We start from the raw sequence: 26066 nt of genomic DNA, 5'->3' as shown, positions 1-26066 counted from the left end.
GCCTCAGCGCTTTTTTGAACCTACTGCCGCGGTCGCCAGGAACTGAGGCGGCTTGCGTGCCTTGCTGAGCTGCTCGAAGGCAAAGCCCAGTTCGATCAGGCGCGGCTCGCTCCAGGCGGTGCCCATGAAGACGATGCCCAGCGGCAATCCCTGCTTCTCGCCCATGGGAACGGTCAGGCTTGGGTATCCCGCCACCGCCGCGGCGCCGTAGCCCGAGGGCACACGCGGGTCGCCGTTGGTCATGTCGGCCTTCCATGCCGCCGCCGTCGCCGGTGCGATCAGCGCGTCCAGCTGTTGTGCCTGGAGCGCGGCATCGATGCCTTGCTCGCCGGCCAGCTTGCGGATGGTGCTGCGCGTCTCGATGTAAAGCGGGTCGTTCAGCGGGCCCTTGGCGGCCGCCTGGTCGAACAGGTCCTGGCCGAAGTACGACATCTCGTCGCCGGCATGGCGCCGGTTGAAGTCCATGATCTGCGCCAGCGAGCCCATCGGGGCGCCGCGCGTGGTCAGGTAGTGCTCCAGGCCGGACCGGAACTCCCAGGTCAGGACGTCCAGTTCGCCGGCATCCCATTGGCCCTCTGTCGGGATCTGCGCATCCACGACCACCGCTCCCGCGCGCCGCATGGTGGCGATGGCACGCTCCATCGTCGCGTCGACGGCCGGGTCGCTGCCCATCTTCCCGCGCAGCACGCCGATGCGCGCGCCGCGCAGGCCATTGGCGTTCAGATGCAGCGGGTAGTCAAACACCGCGCGTCCCACGCTGTTGGCGGTCACCCGGTCGTTCTCGTCGCGTCCGACCATCGCCGCCAGCAGGACGGCCGCGTCGGCGACGCTGCGTGTCATCGGGCCTGCGGTGTCCTGGCTGCTGGAGATCGGGATGATGCCGTTGCGGCTGACCAGTCCGACCGTCGGCTTCAGTCCGACCAGACCGGTGACCGACGAGGGGCAGATGATGCTGCCGTTGGTTTCGGTGCCGATGCCGGCGGCGGCCAGACTGGCGGCGATCGCGCTGCCGGAGCCCGAGCTCGAGCCGCAGGCGCTGCGATCGAGCACGTAGGGATTGCGGGTCAGGCCACCGCGTCCGCTCCAGCCCGACACGGAATGGAGCGAGCGGAAATTGGCCCATTCGCTCAGGTTGGTCTTGCCCAGGATCACCGCGCCGGCATCACGCAGGCGCTGGATCACGAAGGCGTCCTGCTTGGGGCGATGATTCGCCAGCGCCAGCGACCCTGCGGAGTTCACCATCGGCGTGGCGTCGATATTGTCTTTGACCAACACCGGAATGCCGTGCATCGGACCGCGCACGCGGCCGGCCTGCCGCTCGGCGTCGCGCGCATCGGCCTCCTTGATCGCGTCCGGGTTCAACTCGATCACGGCATTGAGTCTGGGGCCGGCGTCGTCGATGGCGGCGATGCGATCCAGGTAGGCCTGCGTCAAGGCGTGGCTGCTCAGCGCGCCCTGCTTCATGCGGGCCTGCAGCTCGGCGATGCCGATTTCGGAATAGGCGAAATCGGTGGTCGCCGACGAAGCGTTGGACGCCGTGGCGTCGGCGTCGCGCTGGCACGCCGGTAGCAGGGCGAGCAGCGTCGCCACGAAGAGTAAGGAGCGCATGCGATTCCCCGGTCGCGGATGGCCGCCCGGAGCATAAGCGATCAGTAGCGGCGGTTTGCCAGGTCGCGTGCCAACACTGCGACGACGATCAAATTGACGACCAGGACAATCGACGAAAGCCAGCCCGGATGGTGAAAAAGGGCATAGACGTCCAGCGGCAGGTAGATCGCCGCGCTGATGCAGCCCAGCCACGAGGCCCAGGCCTTGACCCGCCACAGGCCCCACGCCTCCAACATGCGCAGCAGGCCGTAGGCGAGCACGACGGCGGCGGCCGTATGCACGCCATCGGGATTGATCGCCTGGGTCAGCCAGGCGATCGCGCCGTGGCCGGGATCGAGTTGAAAGCGGTTGATCAGCTCATGCAGCCAGCGCTGCAGTGGCGCCGGGCCGAGGATTTCCAGCCCGCTCGCGGCCATCAGCGCCAACAGGCCCTTGGCCGCCTCGAACACCGCGATCACATGCAGGCCCGGGTGGGCATGCGGGTCGGGGTTGTAATGCGGGTGATGGTGGGCGTCGGTCATGGCGATACGACGCCCACTGTCGCAGGTGCGATGGCTCAAGCAGCGCGAGATGCGCGCTTGCGATCGCTTTCCGTCAGGAACTTCTTGCGCAGACGGATTTCCTTCGGGGTGACTTCGACCAGCTCGTCGTCCTCGATGAAGTCCAGTGCCTGTTCCAGCGAGTACTTGATCGCCGGCGTCAGTTTGATGGCGTCGTCCTTGCCCGAGGCGCGCATGTTGGTCAGCGGCTTGGGCTTGATGGCATTGACCGTCAGGTCGTTGTCCTTGGAGTGGATGCCGACCAGCTGGCCTTCGTACACCTGGTCGCCTTCGGCGGCGAACAGGCGGCCGCGCTCTTCCAGCGGTCCGAGCGAGTAGGCCGGGGTGGTGCCGGCGGCATTGGCGATCATCACGCCGTTGATGCGCTTGGCGATCGTGCCGGTTTCCTTCGGACCGTAATGGTCGAACACATGGAACAGCAGGCCCGAACCCTGGGTGAGGGTGCGGAACTCGTTCTGGAATCCGATCAGGCCACGGGCCGGAATCATGTAATCCAGACGCACGCGTCCCTTGCCGTCGGACTCCATGTTCTTCAGCTGGCCCTTGCGGGTGCCAAGCTTCTCCATGACGCCGCCCTGATGCTGTTCCTCGATGTCGACCACCAGCTGCTCGACTGGTTCCATCAGCTGGCCGTCGATTTGCTTGATGATGACTTCCGGACGCGACACGGCCAGTTCGAAGCCTTCGCGACGCATGTTCTCGATCAGCACCGACAGGTGCAGTTCGCCACGACCCGAGACCAGGAACTTGTCCGGATCGGAGCCTTCCTCGACCTTCAGCGCCACGTTGTGCAGCGTTTCGCGCTCCAGGCGCTCGCGCAGCTGGCGGCTGGTGAGGAACTTGCCACCGCTGAGCTCTTTGTGGCCGGCGAACGGCGAGTTGTTCACCTGGAAGGTCATGCTGATGGTCGGCTCGTCCACGGTCAGCGCGGGCAGGGCTTCCGGCGCATCCAGTGCGCAGACGGTGTCGGAGATGGACAGGTCCGCGACGCCGGAGATGGCGACGATATCGCCGGCCTCGGCTTCCTCGGTCTCCAGTCGCTCAAGGCCCATGAAGCCGAGCACCTGCAGCACCTTGCCCTGGCGCTTCTTGCCTTCACGGTCGATCACGCTGACCGGCATGTTGCGGCGAACCTTGCCGCGCTGGATGCGGCCGATGCCGATCAGGCCGACGAAGTTGCTGTAATCCAGCTGGCTGATGCGCATCTGGAACGGGCCGTCGAGGTCGACTTCCGGCGGCGGGACATGCTTCATGATCGCTTCGTAGAGCGGGGTCATGTCGCCTGAACGCGCGGCGTCGTCCAGGCTGGCATAGCCGTGCAGCGCCGAGGCGTAGACGATCGGGAAGTCGAGCTGCTCATTGGTCGCGCCGAGCTTGTCGAACAGGTCGAACACCTGGTCGATGACCCAGTCCGGACGGGCGCCCGGACGGTCGATCTTGTTGACGACCACGATCGGCTTGAAGCCCATCGCGAACGCCTTCTGGGTCACGAAGCGGGTCTGCGGCATCGGACCGTCCATCGCGTCGACCAGGATCAGCACCGAGTCGACCATCGACAGCACGCGCTCGACCTCGCCGCCGAAGTCGGCGTGGCCTGGGGTGTCGACGATGTTGATGCGGTTGCCCTGCCAGGTAATGGCCGTGTTCTTGGCCAGGATCGTGATGCCACGTTCCTTTTCCTGGTCGTTGCTGTCCATCGCGCGCTCGGCCAGCACGGTGCGCTCGGAGAGCGTGCCGGATTGCTTGAGCAAGCAGTCGACGAGAGTGGTCTTGCCGTGGTCGACGTGGGCGACGATGGCGATATTGCGGAGGCGTTCAATGGACATGCGGAGAGGGCGCCCGAACGACGCGCATATGTTAAGAGGAAGCCGAACATTATACCTGCCCAGACGCCCGCAATGCTCCGTCCAGTCTGAACGGGTGGAGTAACCTTGTGGTTCGCCCGTCCCGCCACCAGATAGCTTGCCGACCTCTGGACGCTCGGCCAGACGGACATCCTCCCCATGAATACGTCCAGGAGACGATTAAATGAGCCTGATCGCCACTTTCGACACCGACCGCGGCCCGATCCGCGTCGAACTCGCCGCCGACAAAGCGCCGCTGACCGTCGCCAACTTCGTCAACCTGGCCCAGCGCGGCTTCTATGACGGCCTGAACTTCCACCGCGTCATCAACGATTTCATGGTCCAGGGCGGCTGCCCGCTGGGTACCGGCACCGGCGGTCCGGGCTACCGCTTCGAGGACGAGACCCGCACCGGCCTGTCCCACGAGCGCGGCGTCCTGTCGATGGCCAATGCCGGCCCGGGCACCAACGGCAGCCAGTTCTTCATCACCCACGTGCCGTGCCCGTGGCTGGACGGCAAGCACACGGTGTTTGGCAAGGTGATCTCCGGCCTGGAGATCGTCGACAGCGTCAAGCAGGGCGACACCATCAAGTCGGTGAAGATCGAGGGCGACACCGCCGCCGTGCTGGCCGCCAAGGCAGACCGCGTCGCCGAGTGGAACAAGACGCTCGACGCGCGGTAATCCGGCGGTGCCGGTCACCCCAACAGTTTGCGCAGCAACCTTCGGGGTCCGCGCATGTAGGCTTCCAAAACCCGCGCTCCCACGCGGCCCCTTTACTAAAGGGGCTTGGGGGTAGGGAATGCCCTGCGTTCGACGCCCGCTCCGGCCTTGCCGGGGCGGGCGTTTCGTTTTCGCCCGCCCGGCCATTGCGGGCGGCCGTGCTAACATTTCGAGGCTCGACGCGCTGCTTTTTTCGCGCCGGAGCAGTCACCCCACATCGACTCCTCACGAGGTTCCGCGATGCCCCAGCTTGCCCGGCGCATCGGTCGCGCCAAGCCCAGCGCGATCATGCAGGTTGCCGAGAAGGCCAAGCGGCTCAAGGCCGAAGGCCACGACATCATCAGTTTCTCGATCGGTGTTCCCAACTTCCTGCCCGGCGAGCACGTCTACGCCGCCGCGCGCGATGCGCTGGCGAAAGACAGCGGCCAGTACGGCAGCAATCGCGGCGCCGATGCACTGCTCGACGCCTTCATCGAGCACATGGCCAAGATCGGCCTGACCGGCTACGGCCGCGTCAACGTCGCTACCGGCATCGGCGCCAAGCACGTCATCTACAACCTGGCCGAGGCGCTGCTGGACGAAGGCGACACCATCGTTTTCCCGACGCCGTACTGGACCAGCTATCTCGACATCGCCGAGATCGTCAACGCCAAGATCGACCTGCTGCCGTGCCCGGCGTCGCAGGACTACAAGCTCACGCCGGCGCAGCTCGACATCGCGCTGGCGAAGAAGCCGAAGGTGTTCCTGTTCAACAATCCGTCGAATCCGACCGGCATGGTCTATTCGAAGGAAGAGGTCAGCGCGCTGGCCGACGTGCTGGTGAAGTATCCCGACACGTGGGTCATCACCGACGACATCTACAACCGCATGGTGTTCGACGGCCTGGGTTACCACAATTTCGTGCATGCCCGTCCGGAACTGCGTAACCGGGTGATCTTCATCGACTCGCTGTCCAAGACCTACGGCATGCCGGGTTGGCGCGTGGGTTTCATGGCCGGTCCGGAATCGGTCGCGCAGGCGATCGCGACGATGAACTCCAACCACATCACCAACATCCCGGAGATCGTCAACGCCGCGGCGGTTGCCGCGCTGTGCGGTCCGCAGGACGTGCCGGTGCAGAAGTGCGCGGAGTTCCAGGCCAAGCGCGACCAGGTGATGGCGGTGATGAACTCGATCCCGGGCCTGATCTGCCCGCGTCCGCAGGGCGCGTTCTACGTGTTCCCGGACATCAGCGTCGCTTTCGGCAAGACCCACGGACCGACCGGCACGAAGATCGCCAACGACGTGGACTTCTGCAACGCGTTGCTGGAATCCAAGGGCGTTGCCTGCGTGCCGGGTTCGGCCTTCGGCGAGCCGCGCAGCCTGCGCATCAGCTACACCTGCCCGACGCCGCAGCTCGCTCCGGGCCTGCAGCGCTTCCAGGAATTCTTCGCCGAGCTGTCCTGATCCATTTCAACAGAACCAACGCGGGGCGCATGACGCCCCGCTTTTTCATCCAGGAGTTACCCCATGAAGACCCCCGTCCGCGTTGCCGTCACCGGTGCTGCCGGCCAGATCGGCTACTCGCTGCTGTTCCGCATCGCTTCCGGCGAAATGCTCGGCAAGGACCAGCCCGTCATCCTGCAGATGCTCGAATTGCCGATGGAGAAGGCCCAGGCCGCGCTCAAGGGCGTGATGATGGAACTGGAAGACTGCGCGTTCCCGCTGCTGGCCGGCATGGTTGGCACCGATGACGCCGAGGTCGCGTTCAAGGACGCCGACATCGCCCTGCTGGTCGGCGCGCGTCCGCGCGGCCCGGGCATGGAGCGCAAGGACCTGCTGCTGGAAAACGCCAAGATCTTCACCGCCCAGGGCGCCGCGCTGAACAAGGTTGCCTCGCGCAACGTGAAGGTGCTGGTGGTCGGCAACCCGGCCAACACCAATGCCTACATCGCCATGAAGTCGGCGCCGGACCTGCCGGCCAAGAACTTCACCGCGATGCTGCGCCTGGACCACAACCGCGCGCTGTCGCAGCTGGCCAACAAGGCCGGCGTCGCCGTGGGCGACATCGACAAGCTGATCGTGTGGGGCAACCACAGCCCGACCATGTACCCGGACTACCGTTTCGCCACCGTCGACGGCCAGTCGCTGAAGGACAAGATCAACGACGCCGACTGGAACGCCAACACCTTCATCCCGCAGGTCGGCAAGCGCGGCGCGGCGATCATCGAGGCCCGCGGCCTGTCCTCGGCCGCTTCGGCCGCCAATGCCGCCATCGACCACATCCACGACTGGGTGCTGGGCACCAACGGCAAGTGGGTGACGATGGGCGTGCCGTCGGACGGCAGCTACGGTATCCCGGAAGGCGTGATGTACGGCGTGCCGGTGACCTGCGCCAACGGCGAGTACACCCGCATCGAAGGCCTGGCGGTCGACGACTTCAGCCGTGCGGCCATGGACAAGACCCTGGCCGAGCTCGAGGAAGAGCGCGCGGGTGTGGCGCATCTGCTGGGCTGATTCATCGCTTTGATGCGAATGGAAACGGGGCGGCCTTGGCCGCCCCGTTTTTTTTTGGCAAATCCCCTCGATCTTCCTTTTTCAAAAGGGGGAAGAAGCCTGCTTCGATCAAGCTCGTAACGCTTCCTTCCCTTCACAGGTCTAGCCTCAACACAAACTGATGCTGAGGGGACGTCATGTGTTACGAGGATTTCTACCGTCGCTCGATCGACGAACCCGAGGCCTTCTGGGCTGAGCAGGCGAAGGCGATCCATTGGCACAAGGCGCCCGCGCGCATCCTCGACTATTCCAATCCGCCGTTCCGCAAGTGGTTTTGCGGTGGCGAAACCAACCTCTGCTACAACGCGGTCGACCGGCATCTGGACGAACGTGGCGATCAGATCGCACTCGTCGTGGTATCCACCGAGACAGATACGACCCGCGAGATCTCCTATCGCGAACTTCATCGCGAGGTAAACACGTTCGCCGCCGTGTTGAAATCAATGGGCGTCGATCGCGGTGACCGTGTCGTGATCTACATGCCCAACATGGCCGAAGCCGTGTTCGCGATGCTGGCCTGCGCGCGCCTCGGCGCGGTGCACTCGGTGGTGTTCGGAGGCTTCGCCTCGCACAACCTGGCACTGCGCATCGACGACGCCAAACCGAAACTGCTGATCTGCGCCGATGCCGGCATGCGCGGAGGCAAGGTGATTGCGTACAAGCCACTGGTCGATGCCGCCTGCGACGAAGCGCAGTCGCCGCCTCCCCATGTGCTGGTCGTCAGTCGCGGCCTCGATCCGCAGTGCACGCTCATCGAAGGGCGCGATGTCGACTTCGCCACGATGCGCTCGCAACACGAAGGCGAGCTTGTCGATGTGCAGTGGTTGGAATCCAACGAGCCAAGCTATCTGCTCTACACCTCGGGCACCACCGGCAAGCCCAAGGGCGTCCAGCGTGACGTCGGCGGCTACGCGGTCGCGCTGGCGCTATCGATGTGGTCGATATACGACGTGCGCGCGGGGCAGGTGATGTTCTCGACCTCCGATGTCGGCTGGGCCGTGGGTCATTCGTACAACGTGTACGGACCATTGATCGCCGGTGCGACCTCGGTGCTTTACGAGGGGCTGCCGACGAGTCCGGACCCCGGCATCTGGTGGAGCATCTGCGAGCGCTACGGCGTGCGCACGATGTTCTCCTCGCCGACCGGCATCCGCGTGCTGAAGAAACAGGACGCGTCGTGGCTGAAGAAGCACGACCTGTCGAAGCTGCAATGGCTGTTCCTTGCCGGCGAGCCGCTCGACGAACCCACCGCGCACTGGATCACCGACGGCATCGGCAAGACCGTCATCGACAACTACTGGCAGACCGAAACCGGCTGGCCGGTGCTGGCGCTGATGCCGGGGTTGGACATGAAGCCGGTGAAGTTCGGTTCGCCGGGTTTGCCGACACCCGGCTACAAGCTGCGCGTCATCGACGATGGCACCGGTGAAGACGTGGCGCCGGGAAAGAAGGGTGTGCTGGTGATCGAGCCGCCACTTCCGCCCGGCTGCCTGACCACGATCTGGAACGACGACGCACGCTTCCTGTCGAGCTACTTCAGTCATTTCAAACCGCTCGTGTACAGCTCGCTGGACTGGGCGATCCGCGACGAGGACGGCTACACCTTCATCCTCGGCCGCACCGACGACGTGATCAACGTCGCCGGTCATCGCCTGGGCACGCGCGAGATCGAGGAGTCCTGCGCCACCTGCCCCAGCGTGGCCGAAGCGGCGGTGATCGGCGTGCACGACGAACTGAAGGGACAGGTGCCGGTCGTGTTCGCCACGCTCAAGCAGGCCGGGCACGACGAGACTCCGGCGCAGGCGGCGGCGCACATGCGCCAGCAAGTGGTCGAGCAGTTGGGTGCGGTGGCGCGGCCGGCGCGAGTCTATGTCGTCAATGCATTGCCCAAGACACGCTCGGGAAAACTGCTGCGACGCTCGCTGCAGGCTCTGGCGGAGAGTCGCGATCCGGGCGACCTGTCCACGCTCGACGATCCCGGTGCGCTTGACGAGGTGCGCCGCGCGCTGGAGCGCGGGCCCGATACAGGCGCCTGAGCGGCGCTATTCCTGCGTCGCGGGCGGCGCGCCGGCGTAGCGGGCGCGCGGCCGGATCAGTCCACCTTGCGCCTGCTGTTCCAGCGCATGCGCCAGCCATCCTGCGAGACGGCCCGCCGCGAACATCACCAGCGCCGGCGTTGCAGGCAGCCGGTGTGCATGGCAAATGGCCGCGAGCATGAAGTCGATGTTCGGTCGCTGGCCGCTGATCTCCTCCGTCGTCTCGACGATCGCGTCGAGGGCGCGCAGCGTCGCGGCGTCGGGTGCATGCGTGCGCAGGCGTTCGAGTAGTTCTGCTGCACGCGGATCGCCGTGCGGATAGAGCGCGTGGCGGAAGCCCGGGAGGTCGTCGCCGCGCTGCCAGCGAGCGGCGATCGAGTCGCGCGGCGAGGCCGCCTGCAGGGTTTCGGCAATGAGCGCGTAGGCGCGCGCCGTCGCTCCGCCATGGCGCGGTCCCGACAGCGCGGCCAGGCCGCTGCAGACCGTGGCGTGCAGGTGCGCACCCGTCGAAGCCACCACGCGCGCGGCGAAGGCCGAGACGTTGAGTTCGTGGTCGGCGCAAAGCACCAGCGCCGCGCGCACGAGATCCTCGAAGGCTTCGTCGCCCGGACGCCAGGTGTGCGCCAACAAACGATGCACTGGCCACGGCGAGGGAGGCTGCGCCACGAGCAGTGCCGCGTTCTGGCGCAGCAGCGTCCCGGCCACGCGGTGCCGCACCTGCGGCGCGGAGTTGAAGGAATGGCGTTCCTGCAGGGCAAGCAGCGGAATCGCCGCCATCGTGCGCTCCAGCGGAGGCAGGTCGGCGTTGCCCGCGATGGCCGCAACCGGGTCGGGCCAGGCCGACAGCGGCATCGTGAACGGATCATCCTCACCGCAATCCCACAGCAGGCGGGCGATGTCCTCCAGACTGGCGCCGGCCCGCACTTCTTCGATGGCCGAGCGGCCCCGGTAATACGGGCCATCCGGACGGATCAACGAGATCCGCGTCTCCAGCACGGGCAGGCCGCGGTCCAGGCTTTGCGCCGCGCCCCGCGCCTCACCGCGACCGGCCTGTTTGCGCTGCGCCAGGCGTTCGACGTCCTGTCGCAGGTAGAGCCTGCTGCGATGGTCAGGGCCGGGACGGGATTCGAGCAGGCCACGGCTGACGTACGCGTACAGCGTGGCCCGGCTGATGCCCAGCAGGTGGCAGGTGTCGCGGGCGGAGAGGAAGTCGGGCATGCCGGTCGAGAACTGGTTGATCGAGATGATCAAGATTGATCAACCCGTGCGATGGTGCCAGATTGGCGGCCGCAGTAGTCAGGAGCCCCACCCATGAGTTCAGCCTCCGCTGGCGCACGTTTCCGCGCCGCCCTTTCTGAAGAAACCCCACTGCAGGTGATGGGCGCCATCACCGCGTACGCCGGCCTGATGGCCAAGCGCACCGGCTACAAGGCGCTGTACCTGTCCGGCGGCGGCGTCGCCGCCAACTCGCTGGGCGTGCCGGACCTGGGCATCAGCACGATGGAAGACGTGCTGACCGATGCCCGGCGTATCGTCGATGCAACGCAGATGCCGCTGCTGGTCGACATCGACACCGGCTGGGGTGGCGCGTTCAACATCGGCCGCACCATTCGTTCCTTCATCAACGTCGGCGTCGCCGCCGTGCACATGGAAGACCAGGTGGGGCAGAAGCGCTGCGGCCACCGTCCGGGCAAGGAAGTGGTGCCGACCAACGAGATGGTCGATCGCGTCAAGGCCGCTGTGGACGCGCGCACCGACAGCAGCTTCGTGATCATGGCGCGCACCGACGCCGCCGCGGTGGAAGGCATTGATTCGGCGATCGAGCGCGCCTGTGCGTACGTCGAGGCCGGCGCCGACATGATCTTCCCCGAAGCGATGAACACGCTCGACGACTACCGCCGCTTCAAGGCCGCGGTGAAGGTGCCGATCCTGGCGAACCTGACCGAGTTCGGCTCGACGCCGTTTTTCACCACCGACGAACTGCGTTCGGCCGGCGTCGACATCGCGCTTTACTGCTGTGGCGCCTACCGCGCCATGAACAAGGCGGCGCTGAATTTCTACGAGACCGTGCGCCGCGAAGGCACACAGAAGAGCACCATCGCCACGTTGCAGACCCGAGCCGAGTTGTACGACTTCCTTGGCTATCACGCCTATGAAGACAAGCTCGACGCGCTGTTTGCGCGTGAGAAATAAAATGAAGATGGTCGGCCGATGGAGCGTACAGGACCTCGCGATACTGGAGTCCACCTGTCCCTGCTCCACCGGCCCGTCCGTCCGCCCTACGACCGCGGCGAGCGCGATACTGGCCCGCCACGGTCGTCTGCGACATGCCAGTCGCAACCAGGCTAATCCCTGCATCTGAAAACGACGCGCCCCGGCGGGACCGGACAAAGAATTCCCGACGCGGCCAACTCCGAGGAGAACATTCAAATGACTGACACCGCCCAGGTCCTGCCCAAGGCCAAGAAATCCGTTGCACTCAGTGGTACGGCGGCCGGCAACACCGCGCTGTGCACCGTCGGTCGCAGCGGCAACGACCTGCATTACCGCGGCTACGACATTCAAGATCTGGCGACGAAGTCGACCTTCGAGGAAGTCGCGCACCTGTTGGTCCACGGCGTGTTGCCGACCGTGTCGCAGCTGAAGGCCTACAAGGCCAAGCTCAAGCGCCTGCGCGGCCTGCCGGCGATCGTCCAGGAAGCACTGGAACTGGTGCCGGCCAACGCGCATCCGATGGATGTGCTGCGTACTGGCTGCTCGGTGCTGGGCACGGTGTTGCCGGAGCGTGAAGGCCACCCGGCCTCGGAAGCACGCGACATTGCCGACAAGCTGATCGCCAGCTTCGGCTCGATGCTGCTGTACTGGTGGCACTTCACCCGCAACGGCCGTCGCATCGACGTGGAAACCGATGACGATTCGGTCGCCGCGCACTTCCTGCACCTGCTGCACGGCGAGCATCCGAGCCACCTGCACGCGCAGTCGCTGGATCGCTCGCTCGTCCTGTACGCCGAGCACGAATTCAACGCCTCCACGTTCACCGCGCGCGTGATCGCCGGCACCGGTTCGGACCTGCATTCGTGCATCACCGGCGCGATCGGCGCCCTGCGTGGGCCCAAGCATGGCGGCGCCAACGAAGTGGCGATGGACATCATCAGCCGCTATGGCACGGCGGATGAGGCGGAAGCCGATATCCGCGCACGCATGGAACGCAAGGAAATCGTCATCGGCTTCGGCCATCCGGTGTACACCATTGGCGATCCGCGCAATCCGATCATCAAGGAAATCTCGCGCAAGCTGTGCAAGGACGGCGGCAACCAGATGCTGTTCGACGTATCCGAGCGCATCGAGAACCTGATGATGGACACCAAGAAGATGTTCCCGAACCTCGATTGGTACAGCGCATCGGCCTATCACATGATGGGCATCCCGACCCCGATGTTCACGCCGCTGTTCGTCATCGCCCGCACCACCGGCTGGAGCGCGCACGTCATCGAGCAGCGCGAGGACGGCAAGATCATCCGCCCGAGTGCCAACTACATCGGGCCGGAAGACCGCGAGTACGTCGAGATCGACAAGCGCTGATCGGCGGCCCCGCCTTCATGGGAAAGCCGCGCCTTTTGGCGCGGCTTTTTTTGGTGATGGCGGGAGTTGGATCGCCGGACGGGGGAGGCGGCCTTGCCCGCACGGTCTTTTCGTCGAAAGACGGACCGGTGACCTGAAAAAAAACCGGCGGCGTGGCATAGTCGTCCGGCCTTTGTGCCAATGGTTCCGGGGGGAAGCCATGCGCGAGAACGAAGTGCCCAGCAAGACCGATGCCGGGCGGGATGAAATCCAGAACCGCACACGCAAGTTGCCGATGGGGCTGCGGTCGATCCTGTTGATGGTCGATGGCCAGCGCAGCGTGCGCGAACTGCGCGGCGCGACCGCGGGCCTGCGCGGGGCGGAGGATGCACTGGAGCAATTGCGCGCGATGGGCCTGATCTCGGTGCCCATGAGCCTGGCTGCCGCAGCGGCGGCGACCATTCCGATGTCTTCGGCATCGGTGTCGCCGATACCCGTGCCGGCGGCGGCCAATGACGCCGCAGAGCCGGCCCATGCCAATGAACGCAGGTTCGCGGACGCTTACGCGCTGCTGTCTTCGAGGATGTCGCAGACGGTGCGTGAACACCTGGGCATGCGCGGCTACTTCCTGCAATTGAAGATCGACGACTGCACTGAAGTTGCCGAGTTGTTGGCGTTGTTGCCGGAGCTCAGCTCGGCACTGGGCCATGTCCGCGATCAGGGCTTCGCCAGTGATGTCGAACGCCGCCTGCGTGAGGTTGCTCAGGCGTAGCAGGGGGTGCTACAGGCTCCCTGATCCCGGCTGCCGGTGATGCGTCATTCCCGCGAAGTGGGCCCCGCTTTACCTCGTGGCAGCCGAGCATCCACTCAGGGCGATGCCTGCCTTTCCGGAGAGGTAGATCCATGCCTTCGCGGGGATGACGGACCCTTCGGGGCCTGCTCATGCGTAGGCCTGGCCCCGTCAGTGCGAGCCCGGCCGGCGGGCCGAGGCCCGCCCTAGCTCAGGCCAGCCCTTCGGCCTTCAGCGCCGCCTGCACGCCGCGGTCGGCTTCCATGCGCTGCTGGAAGGCAGCCAGGTTGTCCAGGCCGCTGAGGTCGACCTTGAAGGCGTGCGCCCAGCGCAGGGTGATGTAGAGATACGGGTCGGCGACGCTGCGGAAGCCGGCCAGCCATTGCCTGCCGGCCAACTGTTTGTCCGCGATCTCGAACAGGCTGCGCAGGCGCTTGAGCGAGCCGGCCTTCAGGACCGTTTGCTGATCCGGATCGGGTATGAAGGCCGCGGGGCCGAACATGGGCTTGAACGCCGGATGCAGGTCGGAGTTGACGAAGGACAACCAGCGCATCGCTTCGGCGCGTTGCCGCACGCTGCCGTCGCCGGTCAGGCCGGCCTCGGGATAGGTGTCGGCGATGTAGCCCATGATCGCCGCGTTCTGGGTCAGCACGAAGTCGCCGTCGACGACTGCCGGCACAGCGCCGGAAGGATTGATCGCCAGGTACGCCGGTGCCTTCATCGTGTCCTTGTCGAGCACCTCGACTTCGAAGGGCTGTCCTGTCCACTGCAGCGCGATGTGGTCGGCGGTCGAGCAGGCGCCGGGCTTGGTGTAGAGCTTCATGCGGGTCTCCGTGATGATGCGGCAGGCGGGCGACTATCGCCCACCCGCGGGCCGATCCTCAACGATGGAGACGTAACGCTGCGTTACGTAGCGCGCTACGAGCGACGCGGCTTGAGCGACTGCACCTTATAGAACGTGTGGTCGCCGATGGTCGCGACCTGGTAGGCGCTGCGCCAGGTCGGGCTGGCGATGGCATGCGCGGCGAAGTGGCTCGCGCCGGGCACGATCTCCTTGCGCTGGCCGGGCGGAAGGGCCCAGTTGCGCTCGGCCTCCAGCGCGATGGTCACCGCTTCGGCCCAGGCCTCGGTGTTGCTCAGGCGGGTGGACGGGGACACCAGCGTCGGGGCGAACTGCTTGCGGGCCGTGACCACGTCACAGACCGTATTGCCCCACAGGCCGCTGTCGCGGCGGCGCAGGGCGACCTCCGCCACCGCCTTCTGGCCGCGCACGGACTGGTCGCGGGCCTCGAGGTAGACGGTGGTGGTCAGGCACAGCGAGTCGGCGGTTTGCGGTGGCAGCACGGAAGCCAACCACAGGATCCAGGCCAGTTTCATTTCTCGTACTCCTTGCTCCGTTGCGCCAGCCCGATCGTGGCAACCGTCCCCTGAGGGTGCGGCAACGACGAACCGGTCCGGCATGGCGTACTGGGGAGGGCAGCGGGCTCTTCGGCACGCTTTTGCCCCTTCACCTAAACCGCGCAACAGCGCGGGCGGTGTGGGTCGCCACCAAAGGGGTGGCTGGAAAGTGGGCGCACGGTAGCCGCGTTAATATAAACGTCAGCTGAATGGCTAAAGCGTAACCATCGGATTCTGTTGGCTTTTTTTTCGCCACAGGTGGCTGGAAAGCCTGCCGCAGCAGGCTTTCCAGTTCAGCTGCGGCGCCTGTTCACAGCGTCGCGGCCAGTCGGCTGCCTTGGGAAATTGCTCGCTTGGCATCGAGTTCGGCGGCCACGTCGGCACCCCCGATCACATGAATCGGGAGCCCCGAGGCGGCGAGCTCGGAGTGCAGGGGCTTGAATGGCTCCTGACCGGCGCAGATCACCACGTGGTCGACTGGCAGGGTCTGGTCGCTGCCGTCGACACGGACATGCAGCCCTTCGTCATCGACGCCGAGGTACTCCACTCCGCCGAGCATCCGCACCCGCTTGGCCTTGAGCGTGGCGCGATGGATCCAGCCAGTGGTCTTGCCCAGGCGTGCCCCGGGCTTGCCGGGGCTGCGCTGCAGCAGCCAGACCTCGCGGGCCGGCGGTTCCGGCCGGGGCGGGGCGAGACCGCCGCGGTTGCCGTCGTAGCCCAGGTCCACCCCCCATTCGACGCGCCAGCGAGCAGCGTCGAGGCTGCTGCCATCGTCGCCATGCACCAGGAACTCGGCCACGTCGAAGCCGATGCCGCCGGCGCCGATGATGGCGACCTTGCGGCCTGGCACGACGCGGCCGGAGAGCACGTCCAGATACCCCACCACCTTGGGATGGTCGGAGCCCAGCAGATCGACCGCGCGCGGCTGGATGCCGGTCGCCAGCACCACCGCATCGAATCCGGACAGCGCGGCGGCATCGGCGCGAGTACGCAGTCGCAGATCCACGCCCGTCTGTTCGATGCGCCGGCCGAAGTAGCGCAGCGTCTCGTGGAACTCCTCCTTGCCGGGGATGCGCTTGGCCAGGTTGAACTGGCCGCCGATGACGTCGCCGGCCTCGAACAGGGTCACGCGGTGGCCGCGCTCGGCCGCGACCGTCGCGCAGGCCATGCCGGCTGGGCCTGCGCCGACCACGGCGATGCGCCTGGGAGTCGCGGTGGGCCCGTAGTTCAGTTCGGTCTCGGCGCAGGCGCGCGGGTTGACCAGGCAACTGGCGGTCTTGTTCTCGAACACATGGTCCAGGCACGCCTGGTTGCAGGCGATGCAGGTATTGATGTCGGCCGCGCGTTGCTCGCGGGCCTTGTTGACCCACTGCGGATCGGCCAGCAGCGGCCGCGCCATCGACACCATGTCCGCTTCGCCGGCAGCGAGGATGCGTTCGGCGACGTCGGGCATGTTGATGCGGTTGGTGGTGACCAGCGGCAGCGACACGTGCGGTTTCAGTCGCGCGGTGATGCCGGTGAAGGCCGCGCGCGGCACCGAGGTGGCGATGGTCGGAATGCGCGCCTCGTGCCAGCCGATGCCGGTGTTGATCAGCGTCGCGCCGGCCGCCTCGATGGCCTGGCCCTGCTGCACCACTTCGTCCCACGCCAGGCCGTCGTCGACCAGGTCCAGCATCGACAGGCGGTAGACGATGATGAAATCCGGTCCGCAGGCCTCGCGGACGCGGCGCACGATCTCTACCGCGAAGCGCATCCGCTTGGCGGCGTCACCACCCCAGCCGTCGCTGCGCCGGTTGGTGCGCGGCGCGGTGAACTGGTTGAGCAGGTAGCCCTCCGAGCCCATCACCTCGACGCCGTCGTAGCCGGCCTCGCGGGCAAGCTGGGCGGTGCGGACGAACGCACGGATCTGCCGCTCGACCCCGCCGGCCGACAGGGCGCGCGGAGTGAAGGGATTGATTGGTGCCTTCAACTTGCTCGGCGCCACCTGCAGTGGGCTGTAGCCGTAGCGGCCGGCATGCAGGATCTGCAGGCAGATGCGGCCGCCGTGTGCATGCACCGCGCCGGTGACCTGGCGATGGCGACTCACTTCCCACGGCCAGCGCAGGGTGCCGCCAAAGGGCTTGAGCCAGCCGGCCAGATTGGGCGAGAAGCCGCCGGTGACGATCAGGCCCACGCCTCCTGCCGCGCGTTCGGCGAAGTAGGCCGCCAGCTTCGGGAAGTCGGCCGCCTTGTCCTCCAGGCCGGTATGCATCGACCCCATAAGCACGCGGTTGCGCAGCGTGCAGAAGCCGAGGTCGAGCGGCTCGAACAGCTTGGGATATTGGGGATGAGGCGTGGCGGGACGGGTGAAGCTGAGAGGGCTGGCGGCCGTCATGCGGAAATACGCTGGCGTACGGAAGCCGCACGATGCCGGGAAAGGCGTCGGGCTTCAAGGGTGGGCCTGTCGCCGTCCCCGCGAAGGCGGGGCTCCACCACTCCGGAACCCGTGCATTTCCGCCTGGGCGCGGATGACGGGCCATGGTTTTTCCGCCCCTAAAAACCCCCGCAGATCAAGAGTTGTCACCCGCGCAGGCCTCGTCGAACATGGCTGACCCGTAGTTGCCGGTCCGCCATGGACGACGCTTCCTTATCCCTGCAGGACTACCTGCGCGACGGCACCGTCGCGGCCGATCTTCCCGACCTGCATCCGCTGCTTGGCGCCCGCGACCTGCTGCGCGCGTTCTCGACGCTGTTCCATGGCGGCGAGGAGAGCGTGATGGTGCGCCTGCTGGTGCTGCGCGCGATCGGCGAGCGCGGCCAGGCCCCGGACTGGTCGCCGCAGGAGCTGCGCGAACACTTCGCCTATCTCGACGCGGTCAAGTTCGACACCGTGCTCGGCCGCCTGCGCGAGAACGACCTGCTGCTGTGGGACGGGGCGACCCAGCGCTACCGGATCAGCCCGGTCGGTCGCCAGGCGCTGGCGTCGATCGGCATGCTGCTGCAGTTCAATCGCGAAGGCGACGAGCTGGCCTACGTCACCGCGCAGCTCGCCGCTGGCCACGCGGTCGGGCGCGTGCGCGGCGACGACCTGCAACATCTGCTGTCGCGCCTGAACGAACTGCGCGAGGACTTCGACCAGGCTGTGCTCAGTGGTTCGGAGCACCGCATCGAGCGTGCCGCATCGACGTTGCAATCGGTGTGGAAGTGGGTCGAGAAGGGCACGCAGATCGTCAAGGAGATCGCCGCCGATCCCGAGCTCGACGCCGCCACGCACCGCATCGCGCAGCAGATCGGCCGCGCGCAGAGCGCGATGCTGCGGCAGACATCGGTGTTCCAGCGCGCGCTCAACCAGCTCGACCGCCATCGCGTGCACCTGGGCGCGAGCGGCCTGTCCTCGTCGGACGTCAACCGCTACCTGCGCGCGCTCGACATCGAGGCACTGGCCGATCTGTCCGAAGGCGTGATCGCACGAGCACTCGCGCCGGCATTCGCGCTGGCGCCGATCGCGCTGGATATCGCCGAATACGAACTGGTGGAGCGCGAACGCGAGGCGCATGAGGACCAGTCGTTGCCGCCGGCGCAAAGCGCGCCGCAGGGCACGCAGGCGCCGGTGGCGGCCAACGACTATCACCATGCCGAAGACTGGCTGCGCGAACTCGTGCAACTCCAAACCGGCGGCACGCTGGCCGAACTGGTGCCGCAGGAAGGCTTTGCCATCAGCGCCTATCGCATGTCGCTGCTCGGACTGATCGGCGATCCCGGTGCGGAGAACCGCAACGGGGTCAGTGCCGAGATGGCGCAGTTGCCCTTGCACTGGCGCGTGGAGCCGGTGTTCGAGCCGGTAGCGCGCTGCGGCGTGGCGTACATGAGCCGCAGCCGGTTGGAGCCGCGCGTGGTGGCGTCGGGGGATGCCGGGGAGATCGCGGAGACATCCGGCGACCCCGTGCCGTCTTCCCCGCGAAGGCGCGGAACAGTCAGGAAGGCAAATGCCAAGCCACTGGATGCCCGTCTTCGCGGTGACGAGCAAAAGCAATCCAGCCAGATCCAATCCAAGCGCAACACCACCCGCAAGACCACCGAGCCTGCATGACCGATCCCATCGCCACCCTCATCGCGCGGCTGTTGGCCGAACGCTGGCTGCCGCGCGAAGACCGCGCCGTGCGCCAGATCCTGACCGACGCCGAACTGCGCGACGACCTGGACCGCCGTCTCGCCGCGGCCGGCCTGCGCCTGCTCGAGCATCCTTACGCCGCGCACGTCGCCGTCGGCGTGGCGCGAGCGCAGGAGAACGACGTGTTCGGCAGTGCGCGAGCCTGGGCGGCGAGCAACCTGCAGCTGGACCGCGACGCGATGGCGCTGCTGGTGGTCCTGTGGGCGCTGCTGGTGCTGCCCAAGCGCCAGCGCCAGATCGCGCGCCAGGAAAACGAACGCCAGCAGGAACAGGAGCAGATGTTCGCCGATCTCAAGCCGGTGCCGGTCGGCGCTGAAATGGTCGAGCCAATCAACGAACGCACGCTGCTGGCCGACTACGGCGACAAGCTCGGCGGCAAGACACGCATCCACCTCAATCTCGGCGCGTTGGCGCGGCAGGGCTTCATCGTCCGCCGCAAGGAACGCATCCATGAAGGCCCGCTGCTCGACCTCGCATTCGACTACGAGCGCATCGCCAGCCGTGTAATGGATGGCGCGCTGTCGTACGTCGTCGCCCAGGCGCGCGCTGTACAGGCCGCATCGGCGGACGCGGTCGACGAAGGCTACGACGAGATCCCCGAAGAATTCGACAGCGAAGACACCCGCGAAGAGGCACAGGCCGATGTTTGAATTCCGCAGCCTCGAAGTCGTGCATTGGGACTACTGGCAGCGCTACCAGCTGCCGCTCGACGCCTCGGTGATCACCGTGGTCGGTCCCAACGGTTCGGGCAAGACCACGCTGCTCGATGCGCTGCGCACGCTGCTGGCGATCGAAGACCGCGACACCGCGCGCGACTACAAGACCTACCTGCGCCACAACGGAAAGGGTTACGCCTGGTTGCGCGCGGTGGTGAGCAACCGTCCCGACCGCCGCGGCGGCCGGCCGTTCTTCCCGATCAAGGACGAGCAGGTCACGCTGGCCTGCCGCATCCGCAAGCGCGGCGGTGACTGGTCGCGCGACTACCAGATCGTCGCCGGCGACACACCGATAGAAGTGCTGGAACAGGGCGGTGAATGGCTCGGCGTGCGCGACTATCGCGTGCGCCTGGCCGGCGCCGGGCTGACCCGCGCGATCTGCCGCGTGCTGACGCTGGAGCAGGGCGCCACCGACAAGCTCTGCCAGTATTCGCCGCGAGAGCTCTTGCAACTGATCTTCGACGTGTTCGAGGACAAGGCCGTGCTGGACGACTACCAGCGCGCACGCAACGAACAGTTCGACGTCGAGAAGGAAATCCACCAGCTCGGCCAGGACCTTGCCGGCTTGCACCTGCGCATGGAGTCGGCGAAGGCCGACGTGCGTTCGTTCGAGGAAGGCCTGGCGCTGCACAACCAGCGCCAGCGGCTGCAAGCCGAGATCGCGCCGAAGGTGGAGTTGGCCGACCTGCGCGCCGCCATCGACGGCGCCAAGCCGCGCCTGACCGGATTGCGCCGCGCGCTGCGCGAACGCGAACGCGTGCATGGCCAACTGCAGTCGCAGGACGTCGGTGCCGCCGCTTCGCACCACGCCATGCTGGATTCGCTGGCCGATGCGCGCCAGCGCGTGGCCACATGCGAAGGCGAGTTCACGCGCGCGCGCGATTGGGCCCGCGACGCCGAGATGCTGGTCAAGCGTCATGACGAACTGGCAAGGCTGCAGGCGCAGCGCGGTGCGGTCGACGTCGATGCCTTGAGCACCGCCATCGAGAATGGGCGCCGTCGCCAGGCCGAGCTCAGGCTCGAAGCCGAACGCGACCGGGCGCGCGGCGGCGAAATCACTGCGCAGGTCGCTGCGCTGAGCAGCGGCAAGCTGCCTGTCGAGAAGTTCGAGAGCGACTTCCGCACGGCACTGGACCGTCAGGACATCTCCCACCGTGTGCTGACCGAGCTGGTCGACATCGTCGATCCGCAGTGGGCGGTGGCGGTCGAAGCCGTGCTGGCGCCATATCGTCACCTGCTGGTACTGGAGCATCCGAAGGACGCCCGGGCCGCGTGGAAGCTTGGCGAACAGATGCAGTACCGTCACTTCGTCGTCGCCGACCGTGCGCCGGTGCCGAAGGCGAGCGCGGGTTCGCTGCTGGAGGTCGTGCGGTTCTCCGCCGATCCCCCGGCGTGGCTGCCGCGCCAGCTCGATCGCATCCGCCGTGTCGTCGACATTGACGCAGGCAGCAAGCTGCCCAGTGGACAGGACTGGATCACCGCCAAGGGCTACCTGCGGGAGCATCGCGGCGGGCGTCATATCGGCGGTAGCCAGCAACACTTCGGCACCGGCGCGCGCCAGTCGCGGCTGGTGGAGTTGCGCGCTGAGCAAGCCGAAATCAGCCAGCGCGCGCAGGCGCGCGAGGCCGAACTGCATGAGCTGAGCCATCGCGTCGACGCGGATCAATCGCGCCTGCTCGGCCTCGATGCAACGCAGGAACTGGTCACCCGCGCGACCGAGTTCGCCGACGCGCAGGCACGCCTGCCCGAACTGGCCGACGCCGCTGCAGACGCCGCCGCCGAACTGGCGCGGGCGCGCGCCGCCGTCGATGCCGTGGCCGAACGCGACAAGGAGGAGGGCATCGCCGCCGCCAAGCGCCAGGGCCAGATCGATGCGCTGGCCCGCGAGCTCCGTGAACGCAGCCAGCAGATTGGCCAGGAACGGCAGGGGCTGATCCAGCGCATCCTCGACTACCGCAGGCGCCGTGCGCAGATGCCGCCGGCCTGGCGTTCGCATGCGGCGTTGCGGGCCGCACGCGACGAGTACGAGAGCGCGTCGGCCGTGCGCCGCGAGCTGGAGCGCATCGACGAGCGCATCGCCCGTGGCGGTTTTGTCCAGGACGAAGCCTGCGTGCCGATGCGCGACAAGATCGCCGCCGACCATGGCGAGCTCGAAGCGACCATCGGCAAACGCGAGGCGCACCTGCATCGCGCCAAGCGCATCACCGAGGAGGCGCGCGGCGCTTACATCAACGTGCTGCGCGCCACCGTACGGCGGTACAAGAAGAATCTGGTCTCGCTCGGCGAGTTGGCCGGTATCGGCGTCGACGTCGAGATGCCGGAACTCGTCAACGAGGACGTCGCGCTCGCCCAGGCCGGCCTGACGGTGCGTTTCGACTTCGACCGCAAGGGCTGGATCGGCCTGGACGACGGCGAGGCGTCCGGTGGCCAGCAGGTGATGAAGTCGTTGCTGCTGCTGGTCGCGCTGTTGCGCGACGAGGACCAGCCGGGCGGCTTTGTCTTCATCGACGAACCATTCGCGCACCTGGACGTGTTCAACATCGAGAAGGTCGGCCGCTTCCTGCGCTCGACCGACGCGCAGTACATCCTGACCACGCCGATCACGCACAACCTCAACGTGTTCGAGCCGTCCGACCTGGTGCTGGCGACCAGCAAGCGCCGCGCCGGCAACGCCTGGGCCGAGCCGGTGGCGGTGCTCAAGCGCGACCGCAGCCAGGACGAACAGGCGGCGTGAGAAAAACCCGCGTGCCTTGGAGGCTCGGCGTGCGCCGAGCATCCAAGGTGAGCATGCCAGGCAGCTTTCGGAAGTGGATCAAACCGGCCCGGGATTGCGCTCGCCGAAACCGCGCTGATGCCAGTAGGGATAAGCCGCGGTCACGGCACTGGCCTCATCCAGCACGGCCACCTGCTGGGGCGTGAGGTTCCAGCCGACGGCGCCGAGGTTCTGCCGCAACTGTTCCTCGTTGCGTGCGCCGATGACGACGGTCGACACGGTCGGGCGTTGCAGCAGCCAGTTCAGCGCGACCTGCGGCACGGTCTTGCCGGTTTCGGCCGCCACCTGGTCCAGCGCATCGACCACGCAATACAGATGCTCGTCGTCCACCGGCGGCCCGTGCTCGGCACTGCCCGGCAGGCGGCTCACTTCCGGTCTCGGTTGTCCCCGACGGATCTTGCCGGTCAGTCGGCCCCATCCCAGCGGACTCCACACCACCGCGCCCACGCCCTGGTCCTGTGCCAGCGGCATCAGTTCCCATTCGTAGTCGCGACCGATCAGCGAGTAGTAGGCCTGGTGGGCGACGTAGCGCGACCAGCCGTAGCGGTCGGCGACGGCCAATGACTTCATCAAATGCCAGCCCGAGAAGTTGGACACGCCCAGGTAGCGGATCTTGCCGGCCCGCACGAGGTCGTCGAGCGTGGACAGGGTTTCCTCCACGGGTGTCTTCGCGTCGAAACCGTGCAACTGGAACAGGTCGATGTAGTCGGTGCCCAGGCGCCTGAGCGCGGCCTCGACGGTATTGATCAGATGGAACCGCGACGAGCCGACATTGTTGGGGCCGTCATCGAAGCGGAACGTGGCCTTGGTCGAGATCAGCACCTGGTCGCGGCGGCCCTTGATCGCCGCACCGAGAATGCTCTCGGCCACGCCGCCGGAATAGACGTCGGCGCTGTCGAACATCGTCAGCCCCGCGTCGAGGCAGATGTCGACCAGGCGACGGGCTTCGTCGGCATCGGTGTTGCCCCACGCGCCGAACAACTGGCCTTTGCCTCCGAAGGTGCCGGTGCCGAAGCTCAACACGGGTACGCGGAAGCCGGATTTGCCGAGAAAGCGGTATTCCATTGCGAAAGGTCCTGTAAGGAAGGGGGAGGGGTCAGGAATGTTCCGGCACGCAGCCGGCAGGCAGCGTGATGCCGCGTTCGCGCCGCTCCAGGCGCACGCTCCACAGAGCGACGACCAGTCCGGCGACCGTCACAAGTGCGGCGGTCCAGGTGACGGCCCCCAGTCCGGGGCCGCGCTCGATCACCACGCCACCGAGCCACGCACCCATCGCGTTGCCAAGATTGAACGCGGCGATGTTGAAGCTCGACGCCAGGTTCTGACCGGCGCCGTTGGCGTGATGCAGTACACGCAACTGCAGCGGCGATACCGTGGCGAACGCTGCGACGCCCAGCAGTGCGACGAAGGCGACCATCGCGATCGGGCTGCGCAGCGCGAATGTCATCGCGCCGAGCACCAGCGCCAGTGCGGCCAACGTGGCCAGCAATGCAGGCGTCGGCTTGCGATCGGCGAAGCGACCACCGAGCAGGTTGCCGACCACCATGCCGCCGCCGAACAGCAGCAGGATCGGCGACACCGCCCCTTCGCCGAAGCCGGTCAGTCGCGTCAGCAGCGGCTGGAGGTAGGTGATCACCACGAACACGCCGGCGAAGCCGAGCATCGTCATCAGCAGGCCGAGCAGCACCTGCGGACGCACCACGGTCTTGAGTTCGTCGCGCAGCGGCACCGATGCGCTGTCGTCGCGGCTGTTAGGCACCAGCGCGGCGATGATCAGGAACGACACCACGCCGACCACGGTCATCGCCCAGAAGGTGGAACGCCAGCCCAGATGCAGGCCGAGCCAGGCGCCGGCCGGCATCCCGAGCAGCGTCGCCAGCGTCAGCCCCGAGAACATCACCGAGATGGCCGAAGCGCGACGCTCGCGCGGCACCAGCCCGGTCGCCACCACCGCGCCGACGCCGAAGAAAGTGCCGTGGGTGAGCGAGGTCAGCACGCGCGCCGCCATCAGCGTGGTGTAGTCCGGCGCCAGCGCACAGGCCGCGTTGCCGACCGTGTAGATGACCATCAGCGCCATCAGCACCGCCTTGCGCGGCATGCGTCGTGTCAGCAGCGTCAGCACCGGTGCGCCGACGAACACGCCCAGCGCGTAACCCGACACCAGCATGCCCGCGGCGGCGATCGACACGTGCAGATCGGCGGCGACCTGCAACAGCAGGCCCATGATCACGAACTCGGCGCAGCCGATGCCGAACGAGCCCGCGGTCAGTGCATAAAGCGCGAGCGGCATCCGCCGGGAGGAAGCGGTAGAGGTCGGGGGGAGCGAGGACATGCCGTGCCGGTCTGCCTGGATGGGGGAGCGCGCAGCCTAGGCGGTTGCATCTTCAGCGGAAACCGTCAGGATGACGAAGCAGTTTCAATGAATATTTGATAATCGGAGCGGATCTGGACCGGATCGACGACATCGGCCTGTTCCTGCGGGTGCTGGACCTGGGCTCCATCAGCGCAGCCGCGCGCAGCCTCGACCTGTCGGTGGCGGTGGCCAGCCAGCGACTGAAGCGCCTGGAGCGCGACCTGGGCGTACGTCTGCTGCACAGGACCACGCGTCGCCTGCACGCGACCCCGGAGGGCGCGGTGCTGGCCGAGCAGGGGCGGGTGCTGATCGAGGACCTGGAGGCGCTGACCTCAGGTCTGCGCCAGAGCGGCACCGAGGCCGCGGGAACGCTGCGGGTGACCACGTCCGCGTCGTTCGGACGCCTCTACATATCGCCACTGCTGCCGCAGTTCCTGGCGTTGCATCCGCGCATCAAGCTCAGCCTGAATCTCACCGACCTGAAGCTCGATCTGGTCAGCGCCGGCTTCGACCTGGCGATCCGCATCGGCGCGATGGCCGATTCCAACCTCGTCGCGCGCCGGCTGGCGCCGAACCGTCGCGTGCTGTGCGCTGCCCCTGACTACCTGCGGCGCCACGGCATGCCGCGCACGCCGCAGGAGTTGTCCAAACACGAATGCGTGCTGCTGGTCGGCAGCGAGGGTCGGCAGGATGTCTGGCGCATGAGCGATGGCGCCGGCGGCGAAGTCGCCGTGCGCGTGCAAGGTCGCATCGAGAGCAACTACGGCGAAGTGATCCGCGACGCCTGCGTCGCCGGGCTCGGTATCGCCCTGCACTCGTCCTGGCACGTCGTCGACGACCTGCGCAGTGGCCGCCTGCAACAGGTGCTGCCGGACTATCCGTTCGCCGACACCGGCATCTACGCGGTCATGCCCCAACGCCGGCTGGTGCCGCCGCGGGTGCGGGCGTTCGTCGATTTCCTGGCGGAGCGGTTTGGCGAGAATCCGCCGTGGGAGAACGGGTTGACCGGCTGAAAGAGGGC

The 26066-nt window shown here is 66.8% G+C and carries 20 protein-coding genes; 11 read left to right on the top strand and 9 right to left on the bottom strand.

Annotation, left to right across the window (positions count from 1 at the left end; translation table 11 throughout):
- Window positions 1-3: 3 nt before the first annotated feature.
- The 3 genes from J2X06_RS10025 to typA are packed head-to-tail and all read right to left on the bottom strand — an operon-like array spanning window position 4 to window position 3994.
- Window positions 4-1608: an amidase gene (locus J2X06_RS10025; RefSeq protein WP_310061775.1), complete on the bottom strand. Its 1605-nt coding sequence runs from the start codon at window positions 1606-1608 to the stop codon at window positions 4-6.
- Window positions 1609-1649: 41 nt separating this feature from the next.
- Window positions 1650-2129, bottom strand: coding sequence for a DUF2127 domain-containing protein (locus J2X06_RS10020; RefSeq protein WP_310061773.1), 480 nt, complete (start codon window positions 2127-2129; stop codon window positions 1650-1652).
- A 35-nt stretch (window positions 2130-2164) separates the two neighbouring features.
- Window positions 2165-3994: a translational GTPase TypA gene (typA, locus tag J2X06_RS10015; RefSeq protein WP_310061771.1), complete on the bottom strand. Its 1830-nt coding sequence runs from the start codon at window positions 3992-3994 to the stop codon at window positions 2165-2167.
- Window positions 3995-4196: 202 nt separating this feature from the next.
- Here typA and J2X06_RS10010 point away from each other — a divergent pair, with 202 nt between their 5' ends.
- From J2X06_RS10010 to prpE, 4 genes are all read left to right on the top strand, one after another.
- Window positions 4197-4694, top strand: a complete 498-nt coding sequence (locus J2X06_RS10010; RefSeq protein ID WP_310061768.1) for a peptidylprolyl isomerase — start codon at window positions 4197-4199, stop codon at window positions 4692-4694.
- Between the two features lie 279 nt (window positions 4695-4973).
- Entirely contained in the window at window positions 4974-6179 is a 1206-nt protein-coding gene (locus tag J2X06_RS10005) for a pyridoxal phosphate-dependent aminotransferase (RefSeq protein WP_310061765.1), read from the top strand.
- A gap of 63 nt (window positions 6180-6242) precedes the next feature.
- The gene (locus J2X06_RS10000) at window positions 6243-7229 is read left to right on the top strand and encodes a malate dehydrogenase (protein WP_310061763.1); all 987 of its coding nucleotides are present in this window, start codon (window positions 6243-6245) and stop codon (window positions 7227-7229) included.
- 176 nt (window positions 7230-7405) lie between these two features.
- On the top strand, window positions 7406-9304 hold the full coding sequence (prpE, locus tag J2X06_RS09995; RefSeq protein ID WP_310061760.1) for a propionate--CoA ligase: 1899 nt from the start codon (window positions 7406-7408) through the stop codon (window positions 9302-9304).
- 6 nt (window positions 9305-9310) lie between these two features.
- Here prpE and J2X06_RS09990 read toward each other — a convergent pair whose 3' ends face one another.
- Complete coding sequence (locus J2X06_RS09990) at window positions 9311-10555, bottom strand: citrate synthase family protein (RefSeq protein WP_310061758.1); 1245 nt, start codon at window positions 10553-10555, stop codon at window positions 9311-9313.
- Window positions 10556-10615: 60 nt separating this feature from the next.
- On the opposite strand from J2X06_RS09990, the gene prpB reads away from it, so the two are divergent.
- The 3 genes from prpB (at window position 10616) to J2X06_RS09975 (ending at window position 13637) form a co-directional block, all read left to right on the top strand.
- Window positions 10616-11497 (top strand): methylisocitrate lyase, encoded by an 882-nt coding sequence (prpB, locus tag J2X06_RS09985; RefSeq protein ID WP_310061755.1) that lies wholly within the window; start codon window positions 10616-10618, stop codon window positions 11495-11497.
- Between the two features lie 237 nt (window positions 11498-11734).
- Window positions 11735-12886, top strand: a complete 1152-nt coding sequence (prpC, locus tag J2X06_RS09980) for a bifunctional 2-methylcitrate synthase/citrate synthase (RefSeq protein WP_310061752.1) — start codon at window positions 11735-11737, stop codon at window positions 12884-12886.
- A 199-nt stretch (window positions 12887-13085) separates the two neighbouring features.
- The gene (locus J2X06_RS09975; protein WP_310061750.1) at window positions 13086-13637 is read left to right on the top strand and encodes a hypothetical protein; all 552 of its coding nucleotides are present in this window, start codon (window positions 13086-13088) and stop codon (window positions 13635-13637) included.
- Window positions 13638-13866: 229 nt separating this feature from the next.
- Here the strand turns inward: J2X06_RS09975 and J2X06_RS09970 are convergent, their stop codons facing one another.
- The 3 genes from J2X06_RS09970 to J2X06_RS09960 form a co-directional block, all read right to left on the bottom strand.
- Window positions 13867-14478 carry a glutathione S-transferase N-terminal domain-containing protein gene (locus tag J2X06_RS09970; protein WP_310061747.1) on the bottom strand — a complete coding sequence of 204 codons (612 nt, stop codon included), beginning with the start codon at window positions 14476-14478 and terminating at the stop codon, window positions 13867-13869.
- Window positions 14479-14573: 95 nt separating this feature from the next.
- Entirely contained in the window at window positions 14574-15032 is a 459-nt protein-coding gene (locus J2X06_RS09965; protein WP_310061745.1) for a cell wall hydrolase, read from the bottom strand.
- A 331-nt stretch (window positions 15033-15363) separates the two neighbouring features.
- On the bottom strand, window positions 15364-17427 hold the full coding sequence (locus tag J2X06_RS09960; RefSeq protein ID WP_310061742.1) for an NADPH-dependent 2,4-dienoyl-CoA reductase: 2064 nt from the start codon (window positions 17425-17427) through the stop codon (window positions 15364-15366).
- Window positions 17428-17664: 237 nt separating this feature from the next.
- Between J2X06_RS09960 and J2X06_RS09955 the strand changes: the two genes are divergently transcribed.
- From J2X06_RS09955 to J2X06_RS09945, 3 genes are read left to right on the top strand one after another with little or no spacing between them, the layout of a single operon-like run.
- Window positions 17665-19122: a hypothetical protein gene (locus tag J2X06_RS09955; RefSeq protein ID WP_310061740.1), complete on the top strand. Its 1458-nt coding sequence runs from the start codon at window positions 17665-17667 to the stop codon at window positions 19120-19122.
- Window positions 19119-19853, top strand: a complete 735-nt coding sequence (locus J2X06_RS09950) for a hypothetical protein (RefSeq protein WP_310061737.1) — start codon at window positions 19119-19121, stop codon at window positions 19851-19853. The genes J2X06_RS09955 and J2X06_RS09950 overlap by 4 nt, the downstream gene beginning before the upstream one ends.
- Entirely contained in the window at window positions 19846-22653 is a 2808-nt protein-coding gene (locus J2X06_RS09945) for an AAA family ATPase (RefSeq protein WP_310061734.1), read from the top strand. Before J2X06_RS09950 ends, J2X06_RS09945 begins: the two co-directional genes overlap by 8 nt.
- A gap of 78 nt (window positions 22654-22731) precedes the next feature.
- Here J2X06_RS09945 and J2X06_RS09940 read toward each other — a convergent pair whose 3' ends face one another.
- Together J2X06_RS09940 and J2X06_RS09935 are read right to left on the bottom strand one after the other, a co-directional pair.
- Window positions 22732-23757: an aldo/keto reductase gene (locus J2X06_RS09940; protein WP_310061731.1), complete on the bottom strand. Its 1026-nt coding sequence runs from the start codon at window positions 23755-23757 to the stop codon at window positions 22732-22734.
- Window positions 23758-23788: 31 nt separating this feature from the next.
- Window positions 23789-25024, bottom strand: a complete 1236-nt coding sequence (locus tag J2X06_RS09935; protein WP_310061729.1) for an MFS transporter — start codon at window positions 25022-25024, stop codon at window positions 23789-23791.
- Between the two features lie 113 nt (window positions 25025-25137).
- Here J2X06_RS09935 and J2X06_RS09930 point away from each other — a divergent pair, with 113 nt between their 5' ends.
- The gene (locus J2X06_RS09930; protein WP_310063587.1) at window positions 25138-26058 is read left to right on the top strand and encodes a LysR family transcriptional regulator; all 921 of its coding nucleotides are present in this window, start codon (window positions 25138-25140) and stop codon (window positions 26056-26058) included.
- Window positions 26059-26066 lie beyond the last annotated feature (8 nt).

The organism is Lysobacter niastensis, assembly GCF_031457115.1.
GTDB classification, from domain to species: Bacteria; Pseudomonadota; Gammaproteobacteria; order Xanthomonadales; family Xanthomonadaceae; genus Lysobacter_J; species Lysobacter_J niastensis_A.
Note: the sequence above shows the minus strand (reverse complement) of the source record. Positions and strands in the feature narration are given on the sequence as shown.